This window comes from Pseudomonas nicosulfuronedens (assembly GCF_005877905.1).
Taxonomy (GTDB): domain Bacteria; phylum Pseudomonadota; class Gammaproteobacteria; order Pseudomonadales; family Pseudomonadaceae; genus Pseudomonas; species Pseudomonas nicosulfuronedens.
Map to the genome: position 1 here is coordinate 22,616 of NZ_SWDV01000005.1, position 12,932 is coordinate 35,547.

The following is a 12,932-nucleotide window of genomic DNA, read 5'->3' on the forward strand; positions in this document are numbered from 1 at the left end:
ATGATCGATTACCGGGGCAAACGCGTGCTCATCAGCGGCGCCGCCAGTGGCATCGGCAAGGGCCTGGCGCGGGCATTCGCCGAACAGGGCGCGACGCTGGAACTGCTCGACCGCAATGCGGCGGCCCTGGCTGCCGTCGTGGAAGAGCTGGCAGCGCTCACCGGCATCCGCAGCCAAGCGCTGGACCTGGGCGACAGCGCCGCCATCGCCGACTTCACCACTCTGCGCGACGGCGCGCCGCTGGACGTGCTGATCAACAACGCCGGTGTCGAATACGCCACGCCGCTGGAGGGCGGCAACGCCGAGTCCGACCAGCGCTGGCAGGCGCTGCTGGACAACAACGTCGCCTCGATGCTGCGCCTCACCCGTGCCCTGTTACCGCAACTGCATGCCGGCAGCAGCGTGATCAACCAGGCCTCGATCTGGGGCCTGAAGGGCGTGCCGGGCTTCTCCGCCTACGTCGCCAGCAAACACGCGGTGATCGGGCTGACGCGCTCGCTGGCCTGGGAACTCGGGCCACGGCGCATCCGCGTCAACGCCGTGTGCCCCGGCTGGATCGCCACCGACGCGGCGATGCGCTCGCTGCAAGTGATGGCCGCCGCCAACGGCCGCAGCGAATCCGATGAGCTCGCGCAGATTCTTGCCGCCCAGGCGGTGCCCGAACTCCTGACGCCGGCCGATCTCGCCGGCACCTTTCTGTTTCTCGGCAGCCCACTGGCCAGTGCCCTCACCGGCCAATCGCTGTCGGTCAGCCATGGCGAGGTCATGCACTGATGAAACCGCTCGAAGGACAGACCGCACTGGTCACCGGCGCCACCCAGGGCATCGGCCGGGCCATCGCCCTGGCCTTGGCGGAAGCCGGCGCGCAGGTGTGGATCAACCACCTCGACCAACCGCAAGCCGCCACCGCCCTGGTAGCGCGCATCGCCTCCACGGGCGGCCGCGCCTATGCCGTCCAGGCCGACGTCGCAGTGCCGGAACAGGTGGCCGAGATGTTCGCCCGCGTGCTCGCCGAAGGTGAGCTGGACATCCTGGTGAACAACGCCGGGATCATCCTGGAGAAGCCGTTCCTCGACACCAGCGAGGACGACTGGGCGACGCTGCTCGGCGTCGACCTGCACGCGGTCTACCGCTGTTGTCGCCATGCCCTGACGCACATGCAGGCACGGGGCAGCGGCAGCATCGTCAATATCGCCTCGGAGCTGGGGCAGCTCGGCCGCGAACGCTATGCCGCGTACTGCGCCGCCAAGGCCGGGGTGATCGGCCTGACCAAGGCGCTGGCGCGGGAGTTCGCCCCGCACATCCGCATCAACGGCGTGGCGCCGGGCCCGGTGGACACGCCAATGGTCTCGGTGGAACACATGAGCGAAGCGATGATCGCCCGCGAAACCGCGATCCCCGCCGGCCGCCTTGGGCAACCCGAGGAGATCGCCGCGGCAGTGCTATTCCTCGTCTCGCCCGGCGCGAGCTTCTTCCACGGGCAGATGCTCGGCGCCAATGGCGGCGCCTGGATGGGCGCCTGATGCGCGCGGAAATCGTCCTGCTGCTGGGCGCCGCCCTCTGGGGACTGGGCTGGATGCCCCTGGCTCACTTTGCCGGTCAGGGTCTTGCCGGGATGCCGCTGGTGCTCTGTACCTATGGACTGCTCTGTGCGCTGGCCGTGCCGCTGGTGCTGGGCCAACACCGGCAATGGTGGTCGCAACGCGGCGCCCTGCTGGCCATCTGCGTATTCGGTGGCTGGGCCACGGCCGGGCTGGTGGCGGCGTTGTCCGAGGGCGACGTGGTGCGCGCCATGCTGCTGTTCTACCTGGCGCCAATCTGGGGCCTGCTGGGCGGCCGGCTGCTGTTCGGCGAGCGCCTGACGCCTTCACGGCTCGGCGCCCTCGCCCTGGCCATGCTCGGCATCGCCCTGACCCTCGGCATCAGCCACGACACCTTCCGTCCGTTGACCGCCAGTGACTGGCTGGCGCTCTCCGCCGGCTTCGCCTTCGCCCTCAACAACCTGGCCACCCGCGCCGCCGAGCAGGTGCCGCTGACCAGCAAGGCGGTGGTCGGCTTCATCGGCAGCGCCGCGCTGGGTGGCTTCTTCTGCCTGCTGCAAGGCACGCCACTGCCCATCATCGAGACTCATCAATGGCTGCAGCTGGCGGGCTTCGGCCTGTTCTGGCTGGCCGCCATGGGCGCCGCGCAATACGGCTTCAGCCACGTCGAGGCGAGCCGCGCCGCCGTGCTGGTGGTGATCGAACTGCTGGTCGCCGTGCTCACCGCTGCCTGGTTCGGCGAGCGCGAGCTGGGCCTGCGCGAATGGCTCGGCGGCTCCCTGGTGCTGGCAGCGGCGCTGATCGCCGCACGCCCCTCTTCCACCCTTTCCCCCACTCTCTGCGAGGCAGAATCATGACCGTCCGGATGGACCAGCTCAGCTGGGTCGAATATGAACGTCGCGTTCGCGAGCAATCCCCCGTGGTCTTCCTGCCCTGCGGCGCCACCGAGCAACACGGCCCGCACCTGCCACTGGGCACCGATGCGTTGCTGGCCAGTGCGCTGTGCGAGGACGTGGCCCGCCAGGTCGACGGCCTGGTCGCACCGGCCCTCTCGTACGGCTACAAGTCCCAGCCCAAATGCGGCGGAGGCCAGCACTTCTGCGGCACCACCAGCCTCGACGGGCAGACCCTGATCGCCCTGGTGCGCGATGCGGTGCGCGAGTTCGCGCGCCACGGCATCACCCGCCTGGTGCTGGTGGACGGCCACTACGAGAACCAGTGGTTCGTCACCGAGGGCATCCAGCTCGCCCTGCGCGAGCTGGGGCCTTCCAGCCCGCTGGAAGTGATGCGCCTGGAGCACTGGGACTTCTGCAGCGAGTCCACGCTCAGCGACGTATTCCCCGACGGCTTCCCCGGCTTCGCCCTGGAACACGCGGCCGTGATCGAGACCTCGCTGATGCTGCACTACCTGCCCAATCTGGTGAGCCTGGACCTGATCCCCGACGACGGTCCAGCCGACTTCCCGCCCTACGACATGTACCCCAGCCGTACCGCATGGGTCCCGCCGTCGGGTGTGCTGTCCTCGGCGCGCGGCTCCAGCGCCGACAAGGGCCTGCGCATGGCACGGGACATCGTCGGCGGCATTGCCGATGCCGTGCGCAAGGAGTTCCGGCTGTGAGCACCGCACTGATCGTCATCGACATGCAGCGCGACTTCTGCGCTCCCGGCGGCTATGCCGACCAGGCCGGGCTGCAGATCGACCGCCTGCGCGCGCCGATCCCGGCCATTTCCCGACTGCTGGACAGCGCCCGCGCCCTGGGTCTGCTGGTGGTGCATACCCGCGAGGGGCACCGCCCGGACCTCACCGATCTGCATGACAGCAAGCGCCGCCGCGCCGAACACGCCGGCGCCCCCATCGGCGCACGCGGCCCACTGGGACGGTTGCTGGTGCGCGGTGAATATGGCCACGACCTGATCGATGAACTGCGACCCTTGGCCAACGAGCCGGTGATCGACAAACCCGGCTACAGCGCCTTCGCTTACACCGACCTGGACTTGTTGCTGCGTCGTCAGGGCATTGGTCACCTGGTGCTGTGCGGGGTCACCACCGAAGTGTGCGTGTCTTCCACCCTGCGCGCGGCGGTAGAGCTGGGCTACGCCTGCACCCTGGTCAGCGATGCCTGCGGCTCGCCGAGCGCCGAGCTGCATGCCGCCGCCCTGGCCATGGTCGAGGTGGAAGGCGGACTGTTCGGCCGCGTGCTGGACAGCCGCTCCGTGCTCGCCGAATGGGAGGAAAACGCATGCCTGGCCTGAACAATCCCGCGGTACCGCCTGCCTACCTCGGTGTCTGGCAGCGCACCCTGCTGACCACCACCGCCGGCACCCACGACACCAGAACCCGCGTCTACTGGCTGCAGACCGAGCGCCTGTTCGCCGATCTGCGCATCCCGCTGCCTGCACCACAGTCGCCGGAGGAGCTCGCCACCCAAGCAGGTTTCGCCGGCATCACCGAAGTCGTCGGCCAGCGCTGCCAGTGGCACCGGGCAATCGACTTCCAGCCGCCCAATGGCGGCCTGGACATCGGCCGTATGCATTTCGAAAGCAGCGAGAAGGTGCTCGAAGACGGCCTGGACGGCGGCTACCACGAAATCTGGGAACGCCTGCCGGAGTCCATCGGGCGCAATCGCGGCACGTGGCTGTCCGCCGCCGATGGCCGCCAGGGCTGTCTCTTGCTGGCCGGTGACTGCTTCCTCTTCGCCGCCGGGCGCCGCGAGCCCCTACCCATGGCTGACTCGCTGACGGCGTTGCTGGCTAACGACATCCCGGAACTGCTGGATTTCGAATTGTCCTTCGGCCGCCACCAGGGCGGCGCAACGCCCTGGCAGATCGAACTGTCCACCCTGCCCGCGCGCATCGGCACCGCGCTGTTGTCGGCCGACGTCGACCCGGACCACCCCGACCTGCTGCAGAATGCCCTCTGGCTGAATGGCCTGGGCGCCGCACCGCCAGCGGGTGGCTGGCAACCTTGCCAGCGGCCCCTGTTCCACGATGAGGAGGTGACGCCATGACCGCCCACCAACCCCTGCCCAGTCCCGTCGCGCAGCCCGCCCGCCAACGCTGGTGGGTGATCCGTGGCGAGCTGCCGCGCAGCGCCATCTGGTCCCTGGCCGCCGCCGGCCTGCTGCTGCCCCTGCTGCTCTGGTGGACCTACAGCGCCGCCGGGCTGGCCAACCCGATGTTCTTCCCCGGCCCGGACGCCGTGCTCAAGCGCATCGGCCACTGGTGGAGCGACGAAGGCCTGCTCGGCGACATCGCCATCAGTGTCTACCGGGTGATGGCTGGCTTCCTCGCTTCGGCGGTGATCGCCCTGCCACTGGGCCTGTACATCGGCACCTACCGCCCGGTGCAGGCGTTCCTCGAACCCCTCACCGACTTCATCCGCTACATGCCGGCGGTGGCGTTCATTCCGCTGGTCATGCTCTGGGTCGGCATCGACGAAGGCTCCAAGGTGCTGATCATCTTCATCGGCACCTTCTTCCAGATGGTCCTGATGGTCGCCGAAGACGTGCGCCGCGTGCCCATGGCGCAGATCGAGGCGGCGCAGACCATGGGTGCCAACCGTGCGGAGGTCATCAAGCTGGTGGTCCTGCCCTCGGCCCGACCGGCACTGCTGGACACCCTGCGCATCACCTGCGGCTGGGCCTGGACCTACCTGGTGGTGGCCGAACTGGTAGCCGCCAACTCCGGCCTGGGCTACGCCATCCTGCGCGCCCAGCGCTACATGCAGACCGACAAGATCTTCGCCGGCATCCTGCTGATCGGCGTCATTGGCCTGCTCACCGACCAGGCCTTCCGCTGGCTCGGCCGGGTGGCCTTCCCCTGGATGAAGAGGTAATCGCCATGAGCCAGAGCAAGATCAGCATCCGCCACGTCGACAAGGTCTTCAGCAGCCAGGGCCGGCAGGTGCAGGCACTGCAGGACGTCAACCTGGAGATTCGCGCCAACGAATTCGTCACCTTCGTCGGCGCCTCGGGCTGCGGCAAGTCCACCCTGCTGCGCAGCATCGGTGGCCTGGAGCGCCACAGCGGCGGCGAAATCCTCGTCGACAGTCGCGCGGTGGATGGCCCCGGCATCGATCGCGCCATGGTCTTCCAGCACTACAGCCTCTACCCCTGGCTGAAGGTGACGGAGAACATCAAGTTCTGCCGCCGGCTCAAGGTGGTCTCCGACACCGTGCGTGGTGACGCCGACGTGGAGGTAGCGAGCGGCCGCGCCGACGCGTTGCTCAGCCTGATGGGCCTGTCTGCCTTCGCCCAGGCCTACCCCAACCAGCTCTCCGGCGGTATGCAGCAGCGCGTGGCAATCGCCCGCGCGCTGATGCCCAAACCGCAGATCCTGCTGATGGACGAACCTTTCGGTGCGCTGGATGCGCAAACCCGCGAGGTGATGCACGACCTGATCCGCCATGTGCATCGCCTGGAGAACAGCACCATCCTGTTCGTCACCCACGACGTCGAGGAAGCCATCTACCTGGGCGGCCGCGTGGTGCTGATGGCGCCCCGCCCCGGCCGCATCGACAGCGTCTACGAGGTGCCGCTACCGGCCGAGCGCAATCAGGACATGAAGGTCTCGCCCGAATTCATCGCCCTGAAGAAGGAAATCCTCGCGCGCATCCGGGAGACCTCGGGCATGAGTACCGACCTGGAGTTGCTCGAGCAATTGACCCGTACTGCAGCACAGGCCTGAAAAAGGCCGGGCGGAGCTGCCCGGCCTCACTGCTATGTAACCATTGCTGGCCGTTCAATCACTCACTGCGCGGCCTTGAAGGCCTTGAAGCCCTCGTCGGCGACGCCACGCAGGGACTTGCCGATCTGCGCGTACTGGAACTCGTTCAGATTGGCCAACGAGAGCCGCCCACCAGCTTTCAATGGACCAAAGCCATTCGCGGGCAACATGACAATCCCGGTCTCGTCGGCGATACGGAACAGCAGCGAGTTTGCGTCCGTCCTTTGGCTGATCCAGCGGGCGAAGTCGGCCCCATAAAGACGGGTGGCGATGTCTTCGAAATCGAGCAGGGTGTAGTACTCGGTCTCGAAACGGTCGGTGGGGATCGGCAGGCCCAGCTCGCGGTAAAGCGCATGGTGCCGCTGACGCAGTAGATGCTTGAGCGTGCTCTTGTACTGATCCGCCACGTCGATCAGGGCAAAGAGCGAGAAGAACACCATCTGCACCTGCTGCGGCGTGGACAGGCCCGCGGTGTGGTTGAGCGCCACCGAGCGGCTATCGGCCACCAACCGGTCGATGAACTTCAGGCCTTTGGTGTCCACCACCAGCGACTCGTAGCGTTTGTTCAGCTCGGTATGCACAGCGGCCGGATAGGCATCGATGCGCTGGTCGAGGATGTTGTCCTTGTGCAGCGCGATAGTCCCAAGGCGCCACCCGGTGGAGCCAAAGTACTTGGAGAAGGAGTACACCAGCGCGGTATTGCGCGGGCAAGTGGCGAACAACGAAGTGAAATCGTCAGCGAAGGTGCCGTAGACATCATCGGTGAGGATGAACAGGTCGGGGCGCTTCTCCTCCACCAGTTTGGCAATGTAGGCCAGCGATTCGTCATCGATGCGCACGGACGGCGGATTGCTCGGGTTCACCACGAAGAAGATCTTGATCGCCGGGTCCGCAAGCTTGTCGAGCTCACGGCGGGGGTACTGCCAGTTCAGCTTCGGATCGGCTTCGATGTACACCACCTCCAAGCCGTAGTCGTCCAGTAGCGGGATTTCAAAGTACGGGGTGAAGGTCGGCATACCGATGGCGACTTTGTCGCCCGGCTTGATGAGGCGGCTCTCCTTCAGGCTGTTGAACAGATAGGTCATCGCGGCAGTGCCGCCCTCTACCGCGAAGATGTCGAACTCATCGCGAGACACTTGCCCACCGATCATCTCCTTGACGAGGTACTCGCGAACCACCTGTTCGCTGAGCTGCAACATACGCGGCGGCACCGGGTAATTGCAGCCCAGGATGCCCTCGACCATCTCGTGCAGGAAAAGCGACGCATCCAGGCCAAGCTGGTCACGAACGTAGCTGACCATCTGGCCGAGCAGCTTGACGCCCGCGTGCTGACGATGGTCCAGGATGAAGCGTTCGAAGCGCCCTTCGATACCAGCGATCTGCGGCAGACCACCAATACCGTTCCCCAAGTAGGAGAAGCTCAGTTCCGCCTCCTGGTTGGCGAACAGACCGAAGCGGAAGAACGCCTCGCGCGGCAGCGTCGCCAGGAAGTTCGGATTGCCACGGCCGGCGTTGAGCATCAGGCGGTTCTCACGACTGCCCGCCACCTCGATGAGTTTGTCCTTCAGCTCAAACGGGCTGAGAGACTTGTACTGGCTGTAATCGATCTTCTCGGACATACAGGTACTTCCTTCATACAGAGGCGCCACCCGGATGATGGCGCCGGGTGGTGTGGAGTCAGGACAGAATCAGAACGGCAACCATCCCCCAGATGGTCAACAGGGTGTTGCCCACCGCGTAGGTCACGGTGTAGCCCAGCGCGGGTACGTTGCTTTTGGCGGCTTCGCAGATCATTCCCAAGGCTGCTGTGGTGGTGCGTGAGCCGGCCACCGCACCGAACAGGATCGCGGGGTGGAAGCGGAACAGGTAGCGACCAATCAGCATGGACAGGATCAGCGGGAGCGTGGTCGCGACGATGCCCCACAGGAAGAGACTCACGCCCAAGGTCTGCAGGCCGCTGACAAAGCCGGCTGCCGCATCGATGCCGACCACCGCGATGAACACGTTCAAACCGACCGAGTTCATGAACCAGACGGTAGGTTCAGGAATGCGTCCGAAGGTCGGGTGGATCGAGCGTAGCCACCCGAAGACGATGCCCGAGATCAATGCACCACCAGCCGTGGACAGGGTCAGCGGGATGCCGCCGACCTTCATCACCACCGCGCCGATCAGGCCACCGAGGAAGATCGCCGCACCGATGAAGGCCACGTCGGCAACATTACTCGGAGCATCGATCTGGCCCAGCTCCTTGGCAGCGATCTGCACATCCTTGGTCAGCCCGGTCAGGGTGACCACATCACCCTGCTGCAACACGGTCCCTGGCAGCACCGGGATCTCGGTGGACAATGCACCACGCTTGATCCGGCGAACGTATACACCGTGTGCGTGGGGCATTGCCGCGAGCGCTTCCAGCGTCCGGCCAGCCAATGACTTGTTGCTGACGAACACATCGACGCCGAGCACCGGCGTGTCGAGCAACTCATCGTCCTCGACCTCCGCCTGGGAGTGGCCGAGCAACTGCAGCAGGTCATCGCGGTGGCCACCGATGGCCAGCACATCCCCTTCCTGGATCACCTCGCCAGGCAAAGCCTCGCGCAGCTCTCCATTGCGCCGCAGACGCTCGATGAACAGGCGCCGGCCCTGAGCCAAAGCCATGGATTCCGCCTGGGCAATGCTCTTGCCCACCGCCGCGCCGCCGGCGGCAACCTTGTAGGCACGAAGTACATAGCGATGCCAGCTACGTCCCTCACTGTCTTTGTCGCCACCAGCGCCCAGGCTCTGCTCATAGTTCTTGCAAGCCTTTACCAGATCGATACCCAGTAACTTCGGCCCCACAAGGGCGAGTACCACGGCCGAGCCGATGGTGCCGAAAATATAGGTCACCGCGTAGGCCACCGGCATCGCGTTGAGCATTGCCTGGGCCTTGTCCGGCACCATTTCCAGGCGGTTGATGGCATCGGTGGCCAATCCCATGGAGGCGGAGATGGTTTGCGACCCGGCGAACAAGCCGACTGCCGAGCCCAGGTCGAACTTTGCAACCCAGGCCACGCCCACGGCACAGACTAAGCACAACACGCAGACCACCACGGCAAACAGCGCCTGCGGCAAACCGTCCTTGGCGATGCCGCGAACGAACTGCGGCCCGACGCCGTAGCCAATGGCGAACAGGAACATCAGGAAGAACACACTTTTGACGGTGGGCGAGATGGTGATCCCCACCTGCCCAATGAGCAGGGCTGCCAGCAGTGTCGCGGTGACTGCCCCCAGGCTGAAGCCCTTGAAACTCTTGCCGCCGACCCAGTAACCGATGGCGAGCGAGAGGAATATTGCCAGCTCCGGATAGGAGCGTAGTGTCTGTTCAAGCCAGCTCAAGATTCATTACCTCATGACCGAATCATCGAGAAGAGCCAGCGAACAAGACGCCGACCTTTACTGTCGGCCCTTCCTTTTCGCTGCCCATCTCCAAGCCACGAATCACCGCAGACGCCGGAGATAGAGCGATTCAAGCATGCGCAGTAGCAGCAAATTCTCCGTGGAGGAGGATTCAGGAATTTCCGATGGAGCAGCCAGCCGATCCCTAGAGCAGGGATCGTCAATGGCTTACCACGTCGCGAAGGGAGCGACGTGGGCACTGCCTGAGGGAAAGCAAAGACGGGGCGGCTAACCCTTACCGGGCGGCCGGGGAGCACGGGAGACGAAAGAGGCGTTTTGCGGGGCGGTAACCCCAGTGAGGAAAATGAAACGTCCGCCCCGGCCAGGAGCGCAACCAGGCCTGGAGGTCGCAGGGCATTGCCCGCGACGGACGTCAGCCGATGGTCATCCATCTGGCGTTGCCGCCGGCAGCGGCGGTGTTGACGTGTGGGCGAATGACCGAGTCGACGCGCTGCTCAACCTGATTGGCCTGTCGGCCTTCACCCAGGCCTACCCCAGCCAGCTCTCCGGCGGCATGCAGCAGCGCGTGGCGATCGAACGCGCGCTGATGCCCAAGCCGCCGATACGGCTAAGGAACGAACCCTTCGGCTCGCGGGAGCAGCTGACCCGCACCGTGCAGCACGAGGGACAAAGACCCCAGGGTTGAAAACCGTGCTGCCCTGTCACTCGCGCAGGTGCCAGCAGGTCGTCGCCTTCAATTGCGAGGTCATTCGGCCGGTCGGTCACTTCCCAGTCCCGGTGGCAGTGGTCCGAGGAACATCTTCCTGAGGCGATCACGGCCGATCACCCTCGCCAGCTCCGAGATGACGCAGTACATGAAGATCAAGGTGATGAGCAGAATCTGCACCGCCCAGAAACGAGGCCAGTTCATGGATGTCCACAGCATGGAGTTCGCGTCCATCAGACTGGGGGCCTCTTTCCAGTACTCGTAGAGTCGCTCCAGGTAGTGCACGCAAAGTGCGACCAGGGCGTACATCAGGGTCTTCCAGGTGACGTTCCAGATCAGCGGCTTTTCCGGGAAGCGGTTGATGAACGGCAGCATGTCGGCCACCAGTACCGACTTGCCGAGTACCAGCGAGGCGATCAGGACCGAAGCCGTCACGGGCAGCGGCACACCCGTGCCCTTGATCATGAGTGCGCGGATGGCAGCGACGATGTGCAGAATGACGAAGAAGAAAATGGTGGGCGGAAGTGCCTTGATGAACTCGTGCTTGATCTTGAGCAACACCGTGTTCATATGCGTCCCCTTTCTGCCGCTAATGCGCTGTGATCGAATTCGTTCATGGAGCCCACCTGGCGGAGGGTCGATGCCATCGGGTCATACCGCTGCCAGTCAGGGCTGCACGCCGGCCGGGTAGGCCCGGCTGCCGAGCACCGCCCCGTCGAGCGTTTGGCCGTAGTAGCCCTGATCGGAGGCGTGGAAGTCTTTCGCCGTACTGGCGACATCCCCCTTGAAGCGCGGGTCCTGCGGCCGTTCCCGGCTGTTCATGTAGGCCGCTACGTCCCAGGCCTGCTGGACGTTGAGTTGCACGCTCTTGCCCAGCGGCATGTTCTCGTAGATGAAAGTGGCGGCGGTATTGACCCGGTGCATGCCTGCGCCCCAGTTGTAGGACTCGCCGCCCCACAGCGCAGGGATCACCGGCACGTCGGCCATCCTGCGGCCTTCACCCTGCTCGCCATGGCAGATCGCACAGTGCTCGGTATAGACCTGCTGGCCCCGTTGTGGCGAGTAGGCCTGCGGCGGTGCCGGCAAGGCGGCAAAGGCACGTCCGGGCATGCGTTCGCGCCCCTCCATCTTCACTCTGTCCGCCAGTGGTCCCGGCAGGACGAAGGATTCGTCTCGACCGCCGCGCTGCAGTTCAGCGTCGCTGAGTTCCGGCACGGGCTTGTCCTGCATGCCGTACATATCCAGCAAGCCGCCCATGAGCAACCAATAGGAATAGGCCGACATCGCCACCAGCTCGGGTGAGCCCAGCTCGGGGGCCTTGCCGTTCATGGAGTAGTTGAAACAGCCCTGGATACGCTCGGCGAAGTTGTTCACGCGGTTGTCTTTCTTGCGGAAGGCCGGGTAAGCCAGGTAGGCCGCCCACATGGGTGCGGCGTAGGCCTTCGTGCCGGCGTCCAGGTGGCAGTTGGTGCAGTTCAGCTGGTTGCCTAGGTAGCGGCCCTTGAGCTGCTGGGTATTGACGAACAACTGGTAGCCACGGCGAATCTTGTCGCCGAAGGCGCCATCGGGGATCTTCGAGAGGTCTCGTGGCGTGAAGTAATGAGCATCCTTGGCCTTGGGTTGTGCGCTGATTTCTTCCATCGACGTAGTCACCGCATCGGCTGCTTGTACCGGCAGCGCAACGCTTCCCGCCAAGGCCATGCAGAGCAGGGTTCCGTTCATGAGCACTCCTCAGCGAATCGCCGCCAGATAGCTGGCCAGCGCAGTGATGTCCTTGTCGTTCAGGCGCTTGGCGATCGCCCCCATCATGCCTTCCGGGTCGCCGCCGCGCTCACCCTTGCGCCAGGCCTGCAACTGCGCCTGCAGATACGCCGCCTGTTGCCCGGCGAGCCGAGGAAATGGCCCCGCGCCGACGGCCGAGGGGCCGTGGCAGCTGAAACAGGCCGGAATGTCGCGGGACAGGTCACCCTGGTAGTAGAGCTTTTCGGCTGGCGAGGCGGCAGGCTGTTGCCCGCGAACCTGCAGCGTCGGCAGCTTGCCCTGGGCGGCGTAGTAAGCGGCAGCCGGCTGCAGCAGATCGGCCGAGGCGTAGGCCTCGGCCATTGGCCCCATCAGCGCATTACTGCGCTGCCGTGAGTTGAAAAGCGCCACTTGCGCCGAAATATAGTCGGCCGAGAGCCCCGCCAACATGGGCCCTTGCGCCGTACCCTCGCCGTGCATGCCATGACAGACAGCACATGCTTGTACCGCATCCGGTACTTCATCGGCGATGGCCGCTCCGGTGACACAGGAAAAAACCAGGAAAGCAGGCCATCTGCGCATCGAGTATCCCGCCTCTATGTGCTGCGACAGCCGTGAGTGTAGGTGAGGTCGGCTTTCCTATCCTTCCACCCGGAAGACAAGTCATCGTTTTCGCTGGCCGCCGCACAGTGCAGCTGAACCGCGGTGGGAAGCATCGTCTTGATGGACTGGGGCGAGGCTCATTCAGCCGCTGGCGCGGCGGCGCATCCATCGGTTGAGCCCTGTTGGCGGGTCGCCCGAGGCCGATGGACTATCCCTCGATGCAA

At 65.1% G+C, this 12,932-nt stretch carries 14 protein-coding genes and 1 pseudogene; 9 read left to right on the forward strand and 6 right to left on the reverse strand.

The window, feature by feature from the left end; translation table 11 throughout:
• Genes FAS41_RS06985 through FAS41_RS07020 form a run of 8 tightly spaced genes read left to right on the forward strand, consistent with a single transcriptional unit; the run spans position 1 to position 6,227 of the window.
• Entirely contained in the window at positions 1–774 is a 774-nt protein-coding gene (locus tag FAS41_RS06985) for an SDR family NAD(P)-dependent oxidoreductase (RefSeq protein WP_138520881.1), read from the forward strand.
• Positions 774–1,523, forward strand: coding sequence for an SDR family NAD(P)-dependent oxidoreductase (locus FAS41_RS06990; protein WP_138520882.1), 750 nt, complete (start codon positions 774–776; stop codon positions 1,521–1,523). The genes FAS41_RS06985 and FAS41_RS06990 overlap by 1 nt, the downstream gene beginning before the upstream one ends.
• Positions 1,523–2,398 (forward strand): DMT family transporter, encoded by an 876-nt coding sequence (locus FAS41_RS06995; protein ID WP_138520883.1) that lies wholly within the window; start codon positions 1,523–1,525, stop codon positions 2,396–2,398. Before FAS41_RS06990 ends, FAS41_RS06995 begins: the two co-directional genes overlap by 1 nt.
• Entirely contained in the window at positions 2,395–3,159 is a 765-nt protein-coding gene (locus tag FAS41_RS07000; protein WP_138520884.1) for a creatininase, read from the forward strand. Before FAS41_RS06995 ends, FAS41_RS07000 begins: the two co-directional genes overlap by 4 nt.
• Positions 3,156–3,794, forward strand: a complete 639-nt coding sequence (locus FAS41_RS07005; RefSeq protein ID WP_280055865.1) for a cysteine hydrolase family protein — start codon at positions 3,156–3,158, stop codon at positions 3,792–3,794. Before FAS41_RS07000 ends, FAS41_RS07005 begins: the two co-directional genes overlap by 4 nt.
• Entirely contained in the window at positions 3,782–4,549 is a 768-nt protein-coding gene (locus FAS41_RS07010; RefSeq protein ID WP_138520885.1) for a hypothetical protein, read from the forward strand. Before FAS41_RS07005 ends, FAS41_RS07010 begins: the two co-directional genes overlap by 13 nt.
• Positions 4,546–5,376 (forward strand): ABC transporter permease, encoded by an 831-nt coding sequence (locus tag FAS41_RS07015; protein ID WP_138520886.1) that lies wholly within the window; start codon positions 4,546–4,548, stop codon positions 5,374–5,376. Before FAS41_RS07010 ends, FAS41_RS07015 begins: the two co-directional genes overlap by 4 nt.
• A 5-nt stretch (positions 5,377–5,381) precedes the next feature.
• Positions 5,382–6,227: an ABC transporter ATP-binding protein gene (locus FAS41_RS07020; protein WP_138520887.1), complete on the forward strand. Its 846-nt coding sequence runs from the start codon at positions 5,382–5,384 to the stop codon at positions 6,225–6,227.
• Positions 6,228–6,289: 62 nt separating this feature from the next.
• Here the strand turns inward: FAS41_RS07020 and FAS41_RS07025 are convergent, their stop codons facing one another.
• Both FAS41_RS07025 and aspT read right to left on the reverse strand, forming a co-directional pair.
• Positions 6,290–7,885, reverse strand: coding sequence for a bifunctional aspartate transaminase/aspartate 4-decarboxylase (locus FAS41_RS07025; protein ID WP_138520888.1), 1,596 nt, complete (start codon positions 7,883–7,885; stop codon positions 6,290–6,292).
• A 58-nt stretch (positions 7,886–7,943) separates the two neighbouring features.
• Positions 7,944–9,638 carry an aspartate-alanine antiporter gene (aspT, locus tag FAS41_RS07030; RefSeq protein ID WP_138520889.1) on the reverse strand — a complete coding sequence of 565 codons (1,695 nt, stop codon included), beginning with the start codon at positions 9,636–9,638 and terminating at the stop codon, positions 7,944–7,946.
• A gap of 364 nt (positions 9,639–10,002) precedes the next feature.
• On the opposite strand from aspT, the gene FAS41_RS07035 reads away from it, so the two are divergent.
• On the forward strand, positions 10,003–10,344 hold the full coding sequence (locus FAS41_RS07035) for an ATP-binding cassette domain-containing protein (protein ID WP_138520890.1): 342 nt from the start codon (positions 10,003–10,005) through the stop codon (positions 10,342–10,344).
• A gap of 60 nt (positions 10,345–10,404) precedes the next feature.
• Here the strand turns inward: FAS41_RS07035 and FAS41_RS07040 are convergent, their stop codons facing one another.
• The 4 genes and pseudogenes from FAS41_RS07040 to FAS41_RS31360 form a co-directional block, all read right to left on the reverse strand.
• Positions 10,405–10,935, reverse strand: a complete 531-nt coding sequence (locus FAS41_RS07040; RefSeq protein WP_138520891.1) for a hypothetical protein — start codon at positions 10,933–10,935, stop codon at positions 10,405–10,407.
• Positions 10,936–11,031: 96 nt separating this feature from the next.
• Positions 11,032–12,087, reverse strand: a complete 1,056-nt coding sequence (locus FAS41_RS07045) for a c-type cytochrome (protein ID WP_171049453.1) — start codon at positions 12,085–12,087, stop codon at positions 11,032–11,034.
• A gap of 9 nt (positions 12,088–12,096) precedes the next feature.
• A complete protein-coding gene (locus tag FAS41_RS31355) occupies positions 12,097–12,477 on the reverse strand; it encodes a c-type cytochrome (RefSeq protein ID WP_246084838.1) in 381 nt (126 codons plus the stop codon).
• A gap of 3 nt (positions 12,478–12,480) precedes the next feature.
• Positions 12,481–12,687: pseudogene (locus FAS41_RS31360) on the reverse strand (c-type cytochrome); the annotation flags it as partial.
• Between the last annotated feature and the right edge of the window lie 245 nt (positions 12,688–12,932).